10 protein-coding genes and 3 pseudogenes are annotated in these 16,871 nt (G+C 60.1%); 7 read left to right on the forward strand and 6 right to left on the reverse strand.

What is annotated here, in order from left to right:
• The first annotated feature begins 67 nt into the window (after window positions 1-67).
• Both AC1D2G_RS17660 and AC1D2G_RS17665 read left to right on the forward strand, forming a co-directional pair.
• On the forward strand, window positions 68-1,681 hold the full coding sequence (locus tag AC1D2G_RS17660; RefSeq protein ID WP_477226052.1) for a GMC family oxidoreductase: 1,614 nt from the start codon (window positions 68-70) through the stop codon (window positions 1,679-1,681).
• A 19-nt stretch (window positions 1,682-1,700) separates the two neighbouring features.
• Window positions 1,701-1,985, forward strand: coding sequence for a muconolactone Delta-isomerase family protein (locus AC1D2G_RS17665; RefSeq protein ID WP_477226053.1), 285 nt, complete (start codon window positions 1,701-1,703; stop codon window positions 1,983-1,985).
• A gap of 1,164 nt (window positions 1,986-3,149) precedes the next feature.
• Here the strand turns inward: AC1D2G_RS17665 and AC1D2G_RS17670 are convergent.
• The 5 genes from AC1D2G_RS17670 to tnpA form a co-directional block, all read right to left on the reverse strand.
• Window positions 3,150-3,557: a cupin domain-containing protein gene (locus tag AC1D2G_RS17670; RefSeq protein ID WP_477304526.1), complete on the reverse strand. Its 408-nt coding sequence runs from the start codon at window positions 3,555-3,557 to the stop codon at window positions 3,150-3,152.
• A 10-nt stretch (window positions 3,558-3,567) separates the two neighbouring features.
• The gene (locus AC1D2G_RS17675) at window positions 3,568-4,500 is read right to left on the reverse strand and encodes an NADP-dependent oxidoreductase (protein WP_477304832.1); all 933 of its coding nucleotides are present in this window, start codon (window positions 4,498-4,500) and stop codon (window positions 3,568-3,570) included.
• A 49-nt stretch (window positions 4,501-4,549) separates the two neighbouring features.
• Complete coding sequence (locus AC1D2G_RS17680) at window positions 4,550-5,578, reverse strand: catalase family peroxidase (RefSeq protein WP_477304527.1); 1,029 nt, start codon at window positions 5,576-5,578, stop codon at window positions 4,550-4,552.
• Window positions 5,579-5,693: 115 nt separating this feature from the next.
• The gene (locus AC1D2G_RS17685) at window positions 5,694-6,617 is read right to left on the reverse strand and encodes a helix-turn-helix domain-containing protein (RefSeq protein WP_477399648.1); all 924 of its coding nucleotides are present in this window, start codon (window positions 6,615-6,617) and stop codon (window positions 5,694-5,696) included.
• Between the two features lie 753 nt (window positions 6,618-7,370).
• Window positions 7,371-7,841, reverse strand: a complete 471-nt coding sequence (gene tnpA, locus AC1D2G_RS17690; RefSeq protein WP_477304531.1) for an IS66 family insertion sequence element accessory protein TnpA — start codon at window positions 7,839-7,841, stop codon at window positions 7,371-7,373.
• Window positions 7,842-8,067: 226 nt separating this feature from the next.
• On the opposite strand from tnpA, the gene AC1D2G_RS17695 reads away from it, so the two are divergent.
• The 5 genes and pseudogenes from AC1D2G_RS17695 (at window position 8,068) to AC1D2G_RS17715 (ending at window position 15,745) form a co-directional block, all read left to right on the forward strand.
• Window positions 8,068-9,156 (forward strand): IS110 family RNA-guided transposase, encoded by a 1,089-nt coding sequence (locus tag AC1D2G_RS17695; RefSeq protein WP_477304533.1) that lies wholly within the window; start codon window positions 8,068-8,070, stop codon window positions 9,154-9,156.
• 1,724 nt (window positions 9,157-10,880) lie between these two features.
• The gene (locus AC1D2G_RS17700; protein ID WP_477415586.1) at window positions 10,881-12,671 is read left to right on the forward strand and encodes an adenylate/guanylate cyclase domain-containing protein; all 1,791 of its coding nucleotides are present in this window, start codon (window positions 10,881-10,883) and stop codon (window positions 12,669-12,671) included.
• A 313-nt stretch (window positions 12,672-12,984) separates the two neighbouring features.
• Window positions 12,985-13,314, forward strand: a pseudogene (locus AC1D2G_RS17705) (IS110 family transposase); the annotation flags it as partial.
• A 495-nt stretch (window positions 13,315-13,809) separates the two neighbouring features.
• Window positions 13,810-14,025 (forward strand): annotated as a pseudogene (locus AC1D2G_RS17710) (ATP-binding protein); the annotation flags it as partial.
• 388 nt (window positions 14,026-14,413) lie between these two features.
• Window positions 14,414-15,745 carry a carbohydrate porin gene (locus AC1D2G_RS17715; RefSeq protein ID WP_477398170.1) on the forward strand — a complete coding sequence of 444 codons (1,332 nt, stop codon included), beginning with the start codon at window positions 14,414-14,416 and terminating at the stop codon, window positions 15,743-15,745.
• 720 nt (window positions 15,746-16,465) lie between these two features.
• Here AC1D2G_RS17715 and AC1D2G_RS17720 read toward each other — a convergent pair.
• Window positions 16,466-16,871, reverse strand: a pseudogene (locus tag AC1D2G_RS17720) (hypothetical protein); the annotation flags it as partial.

The following is a 16,871-nucleotide window of genomic DNA, read 5'->3' on the forward strand; positions in this document are numbered from 1 at the left end:
AGCAATGTCCGCGGTCGGGTTTCGTCGCGCTGACGGGAAGGCGCCTTCGGGCGAGTGGAGGCAGACTATGTGGGATTACATCATTGTCGGCGCGGGCTCGGCCGGTTGCGTGCTGGCAAACCGCCTGTCCGAGGATCCTGACGTCAAGGTCCTGCTGCTGGAGGCTGGCAGCCGGGATTGGAACCCGATGATCCATATTCCTGGCGGCATCGGTAAGCTGTTTGGGCCGGGCGTCAACTGGCGGTTCCACACGGTGCCGCAGAAGAACCTCGACAACCGCTCCATCTGGTATCCACAAGGCAAGACCCTTGGCGGCTCAAGCTCGATCAACGCGATGATCTACATCCGATGCCAAAAGGAGGACTACGACAATTGGGCAGCACTCGGAAATGACGGTTGGGCTTATGAGGATGTCTTGCCCTATTTCCGTAAATCCGAGGACAATGATCGGCTCGCCAATCGCTATCACGGGCAGGGCGGTCCACTTGCAGTTTCGGATCAGGTCGGCCCGCACCCATTGACCCGGGCCTTTGTCCGCGCCGTGCAACAATATGGCCTGCCGTTCAATCCCGACTTCAACGGCGACACCATGTATGGCGCCGGCTTCTACCAGGTCACCTGTCGCGATGGCCGCCGCCGCTCGTCCGCTGTTTCCTATCTGCATCCCGTCAGCAGGCGGCCCAATCTGACAGTCAGGACCCATGCCCGGGTCACAAGGATCGTTGTCGAGAACGGCCGCGCCGTCGGCGTCGAACTGTCCGAGGGCAAATCGCGGAAAGTGTTGCGGGCCGAAAACGAGGTGATCGTATCGGCAGGAGCCATCAATTCGCCGCGCCTGCTGATGCTGTCCGGTATCGGACCGGCCGACGAGTTGAAAGCTCTCGGGATCGCGACGATCGCCGATCTCAGCGGTGTCGGGCGGAACCTCCAGGATCATCTCTGCACCAACGTCCATCTGACGCTCAAGGACCCGATCAGCTATGACGGCCAGGATCGCTATCCCAAGGCGCTCCTGCACGGCATTCGCTGGCTGCTCTATCGCAATGGCCCTGCCGCCTCGGTGATCGTTGAGGGCGGCGGCTTCTTCCAGAGTGAGGGAGCGAAGCGGCCCGACCTTCAGATTCACATCGCGCCAGCGATGGTGGTGCGCGGCGGCCAGACGCGGCTCGACGGGTATGGTTTTACCATCAACTCGACATTCCTTCGGCCACGTAGCATCGGCTCGGTGAAGCTGCGCTCGTCGAACCCCGCCGGCGAGCCGCTGGTCGACCCCAACTATCTATCCGATCCCTACGATCGCGGCATGGCACTGAAATCAGTACGGATCATCCGGGAGGTGCTGGCGCAAAGTGAAATCGCGAAGTTCGTCAAGGTCGAACGGCTGCCTGGGCCGGCTGCGAAGACCGACGAGGAACTGATGGCCTACATCAGGCAGTATGCCTGCTGCGACTATCACCCTGTTGGCACCTGCAAGATGGGCGTCGACGAAACCGCAGTCGTCGATCCCGAACTGCGTGTGCGCGGACTCGACGGGTTGCGGGTGATCGACTCCTCGATCATGCCAGTCCTGATCAGCGGCAACACGAATGGGCCGACGATGATGATCGGCGAAAAGGGCGCCGATCTGATCAAGGGCGTCCGGTCTGCGCATGCCCGCCACATGATCGCAGCCGTTGCGTAAGTCTTCGGAGACCAGGCCGATGCAATTTCTTGTTTTGTCTCGACGCCGAACGGACCAATTCAGCGACGCTGATTTCGAACAGCTGGTACCCAGCGAGGGGGCACAGGCCCGCCATCTCTATAGCATCGGCTTCACGCGCCAGATCTGGCATCGCGGTGATATGCCCGGTGCGTGCCAGATCGTCGAGGCGAGGGACGAGATCGAGGTTCGCGAGATGCTGGCGACGTTGCCGCTGGCGAGGGCGGGGACGCTTGACTTCGAAATCGTCCCGCTGAAACCCTACGCTGGTTTCAATCTGCCATGAGGCCCACTGTTGTTCCTATGCAGTCGCACCGAGGTCCGATTATGGCGCGACGCGTCAGCAACGTCGTTGCGGCTGAGATGGGGTCGCCAGCAAAATGGCGCCTTTCCCGCTAGTTAATTCTGGAACCGGACCGCCTGCTTTCGGCCCAAACCGGTCGTCAGATAGTTCTACAATTCGCGATCGACTGGGGTTCCTGGAAGCTTTTCGAACTTTCTGGGTCGCGCCTCAGCCCGAATTGCGGTTGCTTATGGACAAAGCGGGATACTAGATTCGGTATTTGGATAGCATTGATGGCATCGACTTCTAGCACGTGCGCCAGATAGCGCGTGAGCACGAACTGCCAGCGTGCTACGTTTTTTGTCGGCGGCTTTGCTTCCATACCGGACCTAGAGTTCAGCTCACTGCGTTGGCTCTAAACTAGATATTCTCGCACTGTTGGAAAAGGTGCAGTACCGCTAGTGGAGCGTTATCCGAACAATAGAAATCCGCACGCAGTTTCCATACACCAACACCGGAGAATGCCGTTTGGCCAGGTGGCATTCGCGGACTATGCGGAAAACGGTCGTTTGCCGAACACAGTTGGTAGAGGGAAACGAACCCGAAACAAACCTTCTCTGAATCTGTGTGATCAATGGGCACCATTGGTACAGTTCAAGACCTAGCTCTGGACGTCCGAAATGCGCCTCTAGGTGAACTCGTCTCCGCCCCAGAAGCAGACGTCGTGGATGGCCATTCAGCCGGACCGCTCGCTTGGCCAGTTCGTAGCCACGCTTCGGGGCCAGAACCCGATGACCTTGCATCAGGGCGAAAATACTACGATATCGGAGACCAAACGCCGTCTGATTGGCTCGCGCCAATTCAGCTGTTCCCACCCATACTGGCGCGATGAATGACCTTCCAACCCGACGATATGGAATCAGAAAGGCTGGTTTCAGTCCGTAGACAGTCATGAAGCGAACGTCAGGATCCGGTCAGATCCTGACGTTGCCCACGCCGCTCATTAATGTCCGCTCGCGAAGATTTGCATCCAGAAGCTGCGAGTCTGCCAGCGGCCCAAAGCTGTCGGTCAGCGATGCGCCTCAATGCAGTCTTTCAGGGCCTCTCAGTGCTATCTCCAAACCAGACATTTCCAGTTTATTGCGGGTCATGCGCGCCGCTCAAGGTTCAATCGCTAGTCTTCAGAATCGCACCGTCTCCAGCGACGAAGATTGCAATTAGGCTCGCGCTTTCGGTGCTACTGGCATTCTCGCTGACTAGATGTTCACTGCCGGCAGGCTCAAAAAAGGTCTCGCCTGCTTTGTAGGTTTTTGAGGGGCCGGTCGCAGAGTTTTCAGAACGGATCGTTCCCGACAACACGTACGCTAGCACCGATCCCGCGTGGTGATGCTTGCCGGATTTGCCGCCTGGCGGGTAGTCGACGCGCAGGACGGTCAGTGTCTGTCCGGGAAGGTTTGGCAATTTTCCTGCAAAGACTGGAGAGACTTTGTCGTCGTCTGCGTGGACAGTAAGGGTGTACCCTAGGCAAAGGGTCACACTTGCCGCGACGATCGTAAGTTTTCTTTTAAGGCGCATCGGATCTCCATCAGTTGCTAATGTTGAGGACAATCTTGCCGTCTGCGCGAGGTCGCGTTCCCTCGAGCATTTCATGGGCCAACTCCGCCTCGCCAAGGGAGAGGACTGTGCCCACGCGTGATCTGATCGAACCGCTGTCGATGAGGCCGGCGATCATATCCAGACATTGCGTCGTCACATCGACCAGGAAGAACGACGCGCGGACCCTGTAGCGGGCTGCATCGGCCTGGTCGGGAACCGAAACGGCGGAGATCAGACAGCCGCCTGGCTTGAGAACCTGGAATGAGCGACGCTGAGTATCTCCGCCCACCAGATCGACAACCGCATCAACGCCGCTAACCTTTGTTTCGAATTGACGGGACTGGAAGTCGATCACCTCGTCTGCACCGAGTTCGCCGAGGTAGGCGAGGTCTCTGGCACCGCCTGTCGCGATAATCCGCAATCCGGCCTGCCGTGCGAACTGAACAGCGAACGAACCAACGTTGCCTGCCGCGCCATGAACCAGCACGGTGTGACCGCGTTGCAGCTGGGCGTGGTCGAAAAGCGCCTGCCATGCGGTAACGGCGATCACTGGCACCGCCGCAGCCGTGACGTCCGTCACGCTGCCGGGCTTCCGCGCAAGCATGCTAGCCGATGCGACGGCGAACTCGGCATATGCTCCCGTGAACTGCCTGTTTGTGACGCCAAACACAGAGTCGCCGACCCGGAATGCCTCGACGCCCTGTCCAACCGCCTCGACGAGCCCGGATAAATCCGATCCAAGCGTCAATGGCAGGGGCTGCGGCAATGCACTCTTGCCGGCACGTATCCAACCGTCCCACGGTCCAACACCGGCGGCTGCCACCTTTACGAGAACTTCTCCCGGGCCGGGCCGTGGGCGGGCAATTATCTCCAGCGTTATGACTTCGGGTGGACCAAACCTGTGGACGCGGCAGGCCTTCATAGTTGGCATATAGGCGGATGGCGGCGATGACCTATCCTCGTCCATCGGACTATTGCCGTTCCTGGAACGAGATCGGATAGGCCTCGTTGCGCAGCGTCAGCATCGGATCGGCAGGATCGATCCCAGAATGTGGCTGGCCGGGCAGGAACAGCGTACCTTTGTCTGCAGCCGCCTGATCGGCGACGATCTTCGTGATTGTAATCGAACCGAGTTTTACCAGCCTGCGCTGCTCAGGCCAGGCGATTGATGGATCTTCTATCTTGTCACCGTCCTCGGCAATCTGTGCATACCAGTCGAAGCCTATCGGCTGCGCAGCGATGCGCTCGAGAATCTCCTCGCGGAGATAATTGGGTCCTTTGGTCGCGAGATCCGCGGCTGTTAGGTAAAGTTCGCCGGCCTGCGGAATGAGCCGGTAGCGCACGTGCACGGCCTTGCCGGCGGCATTTTTATAGGTGAAAGCGTTGACGCCAAAAAATGCCGTAGTGGCGTAAGATGCTGGCGGCGGCTTTTGCGTCGACACGAAAGTCTTGGCGATCGGATGTGTCTCTAGGAACTGTTCGATCGGGTTTGGGTGAGCCACTCCCGGGCCGCTTGCGCCGATGTCGCGCAGGAATACCGCGAACTCATCGCTGGTGGCGACCGGAAACCCATTGAAGCTGTGGGACACGACATCGACCTCGTCGCCGTCTTCTGCTTTGATCTTGAACGCGAAGCCGCGCGGATTGGCTGCGCCAATCGTGTCGGGAATCTCGGGTATGCCTGTGAAGTCGGAAAACCGGGCGACCACCGGCAGACTTTTTCCGGAGAAGATCAATGCCTGGCTGAGCGTCTCGGCTTCCGCAGATGCGGTGAAAGTGCCTTCCAGCAGGATCCCCTTGGCGTGGACGGCGCGAGCATGATGCTCGCCAAATGCTGAATGCAGGGCGTTGACCAGATCCTGCGCTGATTGATTTGGCGGAATTGGCGGTGCCGCAGGGGCTTCCGCCGCTAACGTGGTTCTGCTCACCGCGGCCACTACCAGTGCGGCGGCTCCAAGCCACCTAGTGAGGCGCCTACCAATTTTGGTTTTCTTTTGCACGAAAATCCTCCCTGACCGTGCTGAGCGCACGCAATCGGGGCAATCCTCGTTCCTCCGTTTTCAGCCGTATTGCCCGTTTTCGTTGCACTTGGCGAATTTGCGCACGAAGCTCTGCTTAGACGAGGCGATCTGTCGAGTCATGCTTCCTACGCCGCCAAGCGCCTGGAGATATGCCGACAAGGCGGCTGAAGACGCGGGTGAAGTGGCTCTGGTCAGCAAAGCCGCAGGACAGCGCAATCGCTACAAGCGACATCCCGGTGTTAGTGAGCGCATTCTTGGCTCGGTCGACGCGCCGTTGCAGTAGCCAACGGTGTGGCGGCAGGCCGGTCGAAGCCCGAAAGGCGCGGGCAAAATGGCTGGGCGACAGCCCGCATTCATACGCCAGCCACTCGGGGGAAATATCGCCCTCGATATGCGCATCGAGAATTTCCATGGCACGTCTCAGCTGCCAAGGTGCTAGTCCGCCACGGGCCGGCAGGGCTTTCATCGATCCGTAGCGGTGCGCGACATGCGCCACGACGGCCAACGTGACATAGTCGATGAATAGCCGGCTTGCCTGATCCGGTGCACTGAATGCTGGCATCAAAGCAGCGCTTAGCGCCTGCATAACGGGATCGTCTGCGCCGCGGCCATGCTCATGGACGAGATCTCCGATACGCGCCACGCCGGCATTATCCGCAACTGCGTTAAACGCCGCGCGCGGGATATAGAAATGCAGCGCGTCCATTGGATTGTTGACGAGCATAACAGGGGCAAGCCTCAGGTCGATGAACGTCGTTTGTCCGGCCAGCACTGGCGCCTCCCGAACAGCTTTGCCGTCCTCCCAGAGGCGGAAGCTTGGATTGTCCAGCATGACGTAGCTTGCAAAATAGGCGTCTACCACCGGCTGGGGGTCCGACAATTCATTGGTTGGTGAATATTGCCGCAAGTAAGTTGCGGCTACCTCCGATTTGCGAAGGGTTTTCGATACCAGTGCTGGGGCTTCTTTTGCCCCGAAACGCTTGGCGAAATCTCGACCGTACGCTTCGCCGCTCCTCATCAAAGCCCTAGCCCCGGCGAAACGTGCATAGTCCACCCTGCGAAAAACCAGACTCCCAGCTTACACAGGATTTAGCTCGCCTGGCGAATTATCAGCGCGCGCTGCTGATTTAGCCGGCGGCGTGAACGTTTTAATACAGGTTTCGCAAGGATTTGGGTGCGTCGGAGCCGACATGGCCTACCAAGCTGATAGCGGCTGTAGTTTCTTCCTCGGAGCCGAGGCCGGCTACGACAGCGGCGATGCCTTCACCCTCAATGTTCGCGGCGGATTGCAGATACCCCCTAGGCGCCAACCACATTGACCCAAGAAGGAAAAGGAAGTTCACCAGTTGCAAGGGCGATGAGATGTGATGGCGAACCGGTCATACCGGGAGCTGGGATAACCCGTGCGAATGTCGTGGGCGTCATTGCCCGCAAAGCAGAGTGGGACCTGACTCGCGGATACCATCAAGGCCAGCGGTCAACATGAACGACTGCATCAACAGGCCGGACAGAAGACCGCACCTGACCCAATCGTCAAAACGTCAAATCACCCCTTGCATCGCGGGAGCCATCCACAGAAGACATTGCCGGCGACGAGGCTTGACGGTCGCGGTCGCGGCGCAAGGATCAGTCGAGGCTGATCCGCGTTCCTTGGCGCCGTTGAGCAGCCGCTGGGGCACCAACAATCAATCCGCCCCGCAGGCATTCAACCGGCCCCGCCAGCAAGACTGAAGCCTGCTCGACGTATGTAACCGCGAGCCCAGGCCTCGCATCAGCCAGAATCTCCTGGACTTGGCGGAGGGATGAAGATGCGCCCGCCAGTCGATTTCGACCTCGCCCTCGTCCAATCGGTCACGCCATATGCGCAGCGAATACGGCGAAAGATGCAGCGCAGCGGTGTATTCGCGAACGCCATGCCGCTCCAGTTCATGGCTTCAACATGCATGGCCCAGAACGCCTGGACACCACGGTTGCGAACATCCGCGCTTATCGCAAAGCGCCGCCGAGTTCCCTTTTTCTGCCGCTTCGCTCGCTCTTCCAGGCGCTTCTGACGGCGCAATTCCGCCTGCTTACGGGCCGCGTCGTTGCCCGCAAAGTACTTCAGCCAGCGATCAAGCGTGTCCTTCGTCAGGCGATGCACGCGGCAATATTCCGTCCGGGTCAGACCGCTGCGCTGCCACGCCTCGACGTGAACCACCCAATAGGATTGCCGCGCCTTGTTCTCGAAATGTCTCAAATTCACCGGAGATCCTCCATGCTACGAAGGAGCCCGACATGTCGCGCAAATGCACTACTCAATCTGGGTGCAGAGACCGGACGCTTACATACAACCGATTAAGATTGCCGCCCGTAATCGGGGCGGTCGCATGGAAGGGCTGCAAAGCTGTGTGTCAGCCGCGGCTCCGCTGGCGATGGTCGGCAGTTCGGCGGCACATTCTGCACCTGTCAAACAGCGCAGGAGGCGGACGATGGAATTCTTTTGTGGACTGGACGTGGCGATGGACGAGACAGCGGTTTGCGTCGTCGACGACGAGGGCGCGGTGCATCTGGAGGCGGCGGTGGTGACCGATCCGGAAGCGATCTTCGGAATCCTCAAGCCCTTTCTCGGGCGACTTCGCCGCGTCGGCCACGAGGCAGGCTCGCTGTCGCCCTGGCTGCATCCGGAACTCAAGAAACTTGGCCTGCCGGCCATCTGCCTGGAGACGCAACACGTGCGCGCCGCGATGTCGGCGCAGCGCAACAAAACCGACAAGGCTGATGCACTCGGCATCGCCCACATCATGCGCACCGGCTGGTTCCGCCAGGCTTATATCAAGTCGGAAAGCTGCTATCGAACGCGGCTTCTGCTGACCCACCGGCGCAATCTGAAGGCTAAGTTCCTCGACCTGGAGAACGCCATCCGCCATTCGCTGAAGTCGTTTGGCATCCGTCTGGGCAAGGTCGGACGCGGAGCCTTCGATCTGGCGGTGCGGGTGGCAGTGGCGAACGATCCGCTGTCGAGCGAGCTGATGGACGCGATGCTGTCGGCGCGCGCGGCACTGTGGAAACAGTACTGCCGCCTGCACGATCTCGTCGTCAAAACGGTGGCGCGCAGCGAACCGTGCCGGCGCTTCATGGCCATCCCCGGCGTCGGTCCGGTGACGGCGCTTTCGTTCATGACGGCGATCGACGATCCCACCCGCTTCCACCGCTCGCGCGACGTCGCGGCCTATTTTGGCCTGACCTCGCGGCGCTGGCAGTCAGGCACCTCGATCGACGTTCAGGGCCGCATCTCCAAGGCCGGCGACGCGGACGTGCGGCGCGCACTCTACGAAGCGGCGTCAGGTTTGATGACGCGCTTCAAGGGCAAGGACAGGGTCAAGAGCTGGGGCCGGGACATCGCCAAACGCTCCTGCCACCGCAAAGCCTGTGTCGCGGTGGCACGCAAGCTGGCGGTGATCATGCACGCCATGTGGAGCGATGGAACGTTCTACGTCGGCGATCCGGCCGCGAGTGAGGACGCCGCCGAGCGGCGCGCCCATGTCAAGGACCGCAAGCTGCTGGGAGCGCATCGATGAGCAGTGCGGCGGCATTTGAAACGCATGGCGCCGGCCCGCTGACCGACGCCATCTGAACAAGGGAGATCCGCTCCGGCGGATGAGGACCGATGCAGACCAGGAACGACGGAACGCACGTTATCCTGCCTGCGGCCGCGCCGATCGACAGACGGCCGGACCGCGCTCGATTGCCTGTGACGATGCTCCGTCAGTCCGATGGAAAAGTGCGCCACGATGGTTCGAGCGCTGCACTCATGCAGCCAAAACAGCCCGTCGCAGAGCGCGGAAGATTGCACGGCGCATCGGAACTCAACGCCAGAACGCGGAATCGTAGCGCAGAGCATAGATTCGTATATTATCGCATCCTGAAGGAGGAAAGACGATGGTTACAAAGTATCGCCAAAAACAACCGATTAAGATGGCAGGATAAAAGGCCGCACATTGCGCGGCGGACGGGTCTTTGTTTTTCAATGCGTTAGATAGTGATTTCGCAATGTACGCATGTTTACTGCACCTTGCGAGAATGTCGATTTCTCAGCTATCCCCGTGAGTTAGTGCAATGTGCGGGAGCCGTTTCCGCACTTTGATGAGGATGAGGCCGGGAAAGGGGCGTAGTCAGGGACGGCGCTGAGGCAGCCTCTCGCCGGCACACAACGAGGTGGTGGATAGTCAAAGTCGAACCGCGTCGACCTGGCCTGCGGTGGCTAGCGATGGGCGGCCGGTTCGGCTGCCGGGAGAGAGGCTTACTACGGACCCGATTGCCGACATCGCCAGCGTCGGCCGTAAGATAGCGGCCGAGCGCTGGCTTGCCGGCTGGCGCCATCTTCCGTACTGCGGATGCGTAGGCTTCACGGTCCCGATGGAAAGAGCGCAGGCGATACGTCCGCCACCAAATCCAAGCGTCCACCGGAGGGTTCGTCGGGCCGCCATCCGCCGGCGCTGCGCATCGCCTGGCTGTCCTGACTGTCGTCTGCCAGTAGCCTCTCCATCCTGACAGGAACGCGTAAACCATCGTGTTACGGTCTAGCCGGCTTAGGTCACTGGCTTAATAGGCTTCAAAGCAAATGGAGAGTCCGCCACGTCTAGGATCAACCGCCGCGCCTTGCTCCTCCATTCTGGCAGCGCAGTCGTCGCCTCAACAGTTGCGGCAACGGCGCTCTGTACCGAACCGCCAGGTCAAGACCGAGGACCGTCCGATAGTCTGCAAGCGCTGATGGAGGCGCATAAGCTATGCTGCGTTCGCTGAAGCCCTGCATCACAAGGGCGGTGGCCGCAGCCAGTCCGACAGAGCGAGCCGGGAGGAGGAGAGGGCGTTGCTCGCCATCTGCGGCTACCCTGCAGTTGGGGAGGCGGACTGCCTAGCCAAGGCTCGGTATCTTTTAGAAATCGAGGGGAGGTGTGAGCTCGACTTGGCAGAGCATATGCAGGCCGTTCTCCGCTCTGCGACGTGGAGGGGATGAAGCGACCGAGGCGCGGTCGGTCAGCGACTGAATGTCTGCTATGCGCCGCATGTCGGCCCTAGAGATTTGCTTAGCCGCTGCCTCAAAGCAGACGCGGCTGACAGGGCTGGACGTCTTGATTGCGCCAGGTCTGGCGCTTCGCCGACCTGTCTCGAACGACTCGGGTCGATCCTATGCGGACCATCCGACCAATGGCTCGGGGCTATCTTCCCTGTGCTTAACGGCTCTATGTTGAGAAGGACGGCACTGATCTGGCTGCAGTAGGCTGGATAGAGGGAGCACGACGTGAGTGAGACCCGGAAAATAGCAGCGATCCTGGTCTCGGATGTGGTCGGCTACAGCCGGCTCGCCGGCGCGGACGAGGATCGCATCCTGGCGCGGCTGCGGGCGCTGCGGAGCGATCTGATCGATCCGACGATCGCCGTGCATCATGGTCGCGTGGTCAAGCGCACCGGGGACGGAGCCCTCGTCGAGTTCCGCAGCGTCGTGGAGGCCGTGCGCTGCGCCATCGAGGTGCAGAATGGCATGGTTGAGCGCAATGCCGGGCTGCCGCCGGACCGCCGCATCGACTTTCGCATCGGCATCCATCTGGGCGATGTCGTGGAGGAGCGCGACGGCGATCTGATGGGCGACGGCGTCAATATCGCCGCGCGGCTCGAAGGCATTTGCGAGCCTGGCAGCATCTGTCTCTCCGAGCAAGCATACTGGCAGGTCAAGGCGAGGCTCGATCTCGCAATCAACGATCGCGGCGCGGTGCAACTCAAAAATATCGCCGATCCGGTCCGAGTTTATTCGCTGCAAGTCGGAGTCCCCGCTCAGGCGAAGCCCGCGACACCTGCGGAGCCCGCTGTGCCGGAGAAGCCTTCGCCACAGCTCGCGCCGCCCGACAAGCCTTCAATTGCCGTGTTGGCGTTCCAGAACATGAGCGGCGATCCTGAGCAGGAATATTTCGCCGACGGGATAACCGAGGATGTGATTGCCGACCTCTCTAAGGTCAGCGGCCTGCTGGTGATCGCGCGCAACTCCAGCTTCACCTATAAGGGCAAGGCTGTCGACGTGCGGCAGGTGGCCCGTGAACTCGGTGTCCGCTCAGTGCTCGAAGGGAGCATCCGCCGCGCCGGCAACCGTGTAAGGATCACCGCACAGCTGATCGATGCGGAAACCGGCGGACACCTTTGGGCCGACCGCTTCGATCGCGAACTCAGCGACGTCTTCGAGGTCCAGGACGAGGTCACCCGGCGGATCGTCGACGCGCTGATGATCAAACTGAGCCCGAGCGAAGCCGCGATGCTTGGTGCTGTCAAAACAACCAGCAGCAAGGCACACGACTTTTTCCTGCTCGGGCGCGAGGCGCTGTGGGGGGCCATCAGGAACCGCGACGTGTTCGAGCGCTCGATCGACCTGTTCGCGCAAGCGATCGCCCAGGATTCGAGCTATGGCGAACCCTATGCCGGCCTCGCAATGGCCGAGGTGCTCAACTGGCAGTTCCATTGGACGGATGGCTGGAGCGAGTCGCTTGAAAAGGCTGAGCGCGATGTCGAGTTAGCCCTGCAGAAGAGTCCGCAGGTTGCCTTCGTGCACTATGTCGCCTCGGTCTTCTACTTATGGAAAAAGGATCTCGACCGATCCGCGGCTGAAGCGGACGCGGCGCTGAATCTCAATCCGAACTACGCTCAGGCGCACAACTCGCGCGGCATCGTCAACATCTATGGCGGCCAGCCCCTCGCGGCTATTCCCCATATCGAACAAGCCATCCGGCTCGATCCCGCGTTGAAGCAGCTGTACATCCACTTTCTCGGCTCCGCCTATCTTGTCGCCGGCAAATTCGAAGCTGCCACGGCGCTGTTCAGGGAGCGTATACAGCTCGCCCCGAAGACCGACCTCTCTCGCGCCTTTCTTGCTGTCGCGCTCGGCCATTTGGACAAGGCCGAGGAAGCCGGCCGGGTCTGGCGCGAACTGATGGAGATCAATCCGAAATACTCCTTTGCCGAGCATGTTGGACGGCTCCCCTTCCGCGATCAAGCCGACGTTGACCATCTGTCCGAGGGCCTCAGCAAAGTTGGCCTCCCGGCTTAAATGCAAATTGGAATCGAGCTGTCTGTCTTGCAGAAAGACATCGTCTCGGGTCTCCTTCCTGTGCTTCAAAAAATACGGGGCGTCTAACCCGCGACGAAATTGTAGGCTGAGCAGGATCGGTGCTGTCCGTGCCCCTGATGCGGCCAAGCCGGCTGTCCCCACCGGGGTTAGATAACGACCATGCCCACGTCCACCTGAACGTCCGGTTTTCACGGTCCGCACCGTGAAGCTGCCAGTCCGCTTCTGATGCGGTGGACGGCTCTCCTCCCTCCCTGCGGTATGTTCGGGGGATCAGAGATGGAGGAGCGCTATGATGAGCAACGTTATGACGGTCGGTCTGGATATTGCGAAGTCCGTGTTTCCAGTGCACGGCGTGGATGCGGTTGGTGAGGTTTCCGTTCGCAGGAAGCTGACTCGTAGGCGCGTACTGGCGTTCTTCGAGAGCTTGCCGCGATGCTTGGTGGGGATCGAGGCGTGCAGTTCATCGCATTACTGGGCTCGCGAGCTGATCGCACGTGGCCACGATGTGCGACTACTGCCGGCACAGTATGTGAAGCCCTATCTGAAGCGGCAGAAGAATGATGCTGCAGACGCAGAAGCCATCTGCGAGGCCGTGACACGACCGACTATGCGCTTCGTGCCGAGCGCACGGCGCTACCTTGTCGACGGCTACGCCGCGCTGCTCATTCAAGCGGGAACGGCGGTTTCATCGCGGCTTCGCCAAGCTGCAAATTCGTTTAACATCATTCGCATCGAGCACCCACGGATCACGGTCGAATGTCGGGCCTGGCAGCCTTCGCAGTCCGGGTTCGAAATCTCAGCCAGTTATTCTTTTCGGCACGGTCCAACCGGGTGGGAACCTGGGGATAGCGGTTAAGCGATGCCGACTTGGTAGCTTCTGCGCTGCCTTCAGCAGGTTTAGCGGCTTAGCAGGAGTTGTGGTAATATGCCTTAACGGTCGCGTAGCAATCGCAGGAGCTTTCCAACAGGCGCGGCCTCCAGTGCAGTATCTCTTGGAGGCGCTTAACCGCACGAATGGCCCTATGGAAGGCGTCTACGCTTTTCAGTCGGGGGATTCCAACTACGCAAATCTTCGGTGGAGCCACAAGGGCGTTACGCCGGTTGCTTATGATAGCGCCGGGCCGGCGGGCAGTTGCTCTTCCACCTGATCTCGAAGCTCTATGAACGCACCTCGATCATCATCACCACCAATCTTGCCTTCGGGGAATGGCCGAGCGTCTTCGCTGGCGATGCCAAGATGACCACCGCGCTGCTCGACCGCCTCACTCACCACTGCGAGATCGTCGAGACCGGAAACGAGTCCTGGCGCTTCAAAAGCCGATCTCAAAGCTAAAGCCGAAAAGCTAATCAGCCGCGCCCGATCAGGCTGTGCAACCCCGACCAGCTCCGCCTGATCGGGCGCTTACCGGCGTGCCTCCCACAACCGAAAGCCGGGGTCCCTTTTGCGCGAAAATACGAGGTCCGATTCCGCGTCATTGACAGCCAACGGCAGCGGCACCAAATTCGCTGGGCCGGCCGCCGGGATTTTGATCGGAACGCAGAAAACGAACTCGAGCCGGTGCACGTCGGGAGATTTGTGATGCACTGCCACATCCTTGAGCACGAGGTCGTGGGATGATGTCTGTGGTCGAGGTTTTGCCTATTGTGGAGGATGCCAAGTGAAGTCCCGATGCGGTCGGTTGCAACGGTCGCTGTCATTCATTTTTTTGGCGGATTTAATCTTGCTCGCGGCTCCGGCCGGCGCCGCCGACGCGTCCGGCCAAGCAGGTAGCTCAATCTGGCAGTGGGATCACCTCACTGGGGACTGGAATGGCGACCGGACGGCGCTTGAGGACAAAGGCATTAAGTTCACCCTCGATTACGTGAGCGAGGTCATGGATGTGGCGGGTGGCGGCATCCGCCAGGGCGCGACCTACGAAGGACGATTCGACGTCAACTTGGACCTCGATTTTGAGAAGATGGGTCGGTGGCAGGGTGGATCTGCCCATGTGACGGTGTATCAAATACACGATCTCAATGATCGCAATGTCGCCGCTGAGGTTGCCAGCCTCGGCGATCCGAGTAACATCGATGCGGTTCCGACGACGCGGCTCTTCACCGCCTGGGTCCAGCAAACGTTTGCAGACGGCAGTTTTGTCAGGTTGGGGCAGGTTGCGGCGGACGAGGATTTCGCAACGAGCAATTCAGCCGGGAAATTGCTAAACGGTGCGTTTGGATGGCCTGTGCTGAATGCCTCGGATTTGCCGAGCGGCGGACCGGCCTATCCGCTTGCGACGCTCGGTGTGGTTTCAGCCGTTTACCTCAAGCCGAAACTTGTCGTGCGCAGTGGGCTTTTCAGCGGCGACCCGGCCGGACGAGATTGCCAAAACGATCCGCAGGTTTGCAACCTACACGGCACCACCTTCAGTTCGGCCGGTGGCGCCCTGCTGATGGCCGAACTGGCGTACGAACTCAATCCGGACGGTGCTGCGGACGGGCCATCGGTTTCTTACAAGCTCGGCGGCTGGTATCACACCAGCACGTTTGCCGATGAGCGATATGGCCTGAGCGGTTCGGGCAGTGTGGTGCCGCTCGCGTCGCCTCAAGCGGTGGGTTCGGTCATGCATTCGGGGAACTGGGGTGTCTACGCGCTGGTCGACCAGACGCTGTTTGAGGGAAGCGGCACCAAAGTCGGTGGCTTCTTGCGCGGGCAGTTGGCGCCTTCTGACAGGAATCTGGTCGCGTGGGGTGTCGACGTAGGCCTGGCCTTTACGGGCCTATCGCCAACGCGCAAAGACGATACGTTGACCGTTGGCGTTAGTCATTCAGCTATCAGCCATGCGGCATCGAATCTTGATAGAGACACCGCAACCGAAACAGGCACAGCGTATCCGATACGTTCCGGCGAGACCATATTCGAGGTGAATTACGACTTCGTCGCGGCACCATGGTGGAATATTCAGCCGGATTTCCAGTACATTGTCCATCCCGGCGGAGGAGCTGCGGATGATGCGACCGGCCAGGCAATCCCCAACGCCCTCGTTGTTGGAGTCAGAAGCACCATCGACTTTTGAACTGCTCTCGCCGGAGTGACTCGCACGCGTTCGTTACATCAGATTTAAGGGAGCAATAAGCTTGGATGGCCGCTATGAGGTGCCAACGGAACGGCTGCTCTTAACATTGTCTTCCCGAAAAGCTGCCCGTCCACTTCCGGCCCCAAACGCGACGTCCGAGTAGTGGCTTGGCGATGTCCGGAGCTGGTGCAAGCCGGACCTGGCAAGAGATGGCATAGTTGTGGTCTTGTTTGGACAGGCGAGCGAACCGCAAAACTGGCGGCAGCAAGGCCGGCGCTAGACCATTGATATTGCTGTCGTCAAAACCTAGGGATTTTTAGCGCTACTCCCCAGCTTCGGAGAATGATCGGCGTTCAGAGAGCAATTTGCACGCTTGGGGCGCTGCGGCACTCCCCAGCCTTTGGCCACACACCCTGCAAACGCTGGGCTACCGGGAAGCCATGAGGGGACCGGAGAATTGTTTGGACTTTGAAGGTGGTAGCGGGAAGGGTGCTGGAGACTAACCTTCTCCGTTTTGGGAACCTTGAATGAGTGCAGAGCTGAGCTTCGCTCAGGGTTCAGTTTAGCGCCCCGCTGGCCAGAAACCCGCGGGGCGTCTACTCGTTGAGCAACAGGATGGCCGGCCGCTTCACACGTGCGAATACTTCGTTGCCACATCAGCCTAGCTGCAGCTAACACTATTGCAATTACAGAGCATCGGGCGGTGTTAACCAGTAATACTTAGCTGCCTCGAGCGGCGACGTGAGCAGGCCTCGGGCTCACCAACGCCAAGGTAGCCGCGGGAGCAGCTGTCGTATCGCCATCTGAGAGAGCACCGCAGACTGGCAGTGGAACTGGGGATGCCTGCCACAGCGGCAGCCCGGTCGATACCGCGACTTCAGGATCGGCCGTGAAGAGATTGGCGCCACGGCCGCGTAGCTTCAGCAAGATCGAGCTGTCCATGTCGCTATGAAGCCTCCTCAAGCCGAGTTCGTTGTAGACATGGCCGGTCGAGCCGGGATTGATGCCCGATATGACGACAGTCGACGCGCCGCTGTTGAATGCATAGAGCACAGCGGTGATCCCGTTCGAAAACTTCCGTGCATTGTCCAACTCGCTGTGGCGCGTGCCCATGACCGCCTCGTGC

This window comes from Mesorhizobium sp. P2_C7 (assembly GCF_056404515.1).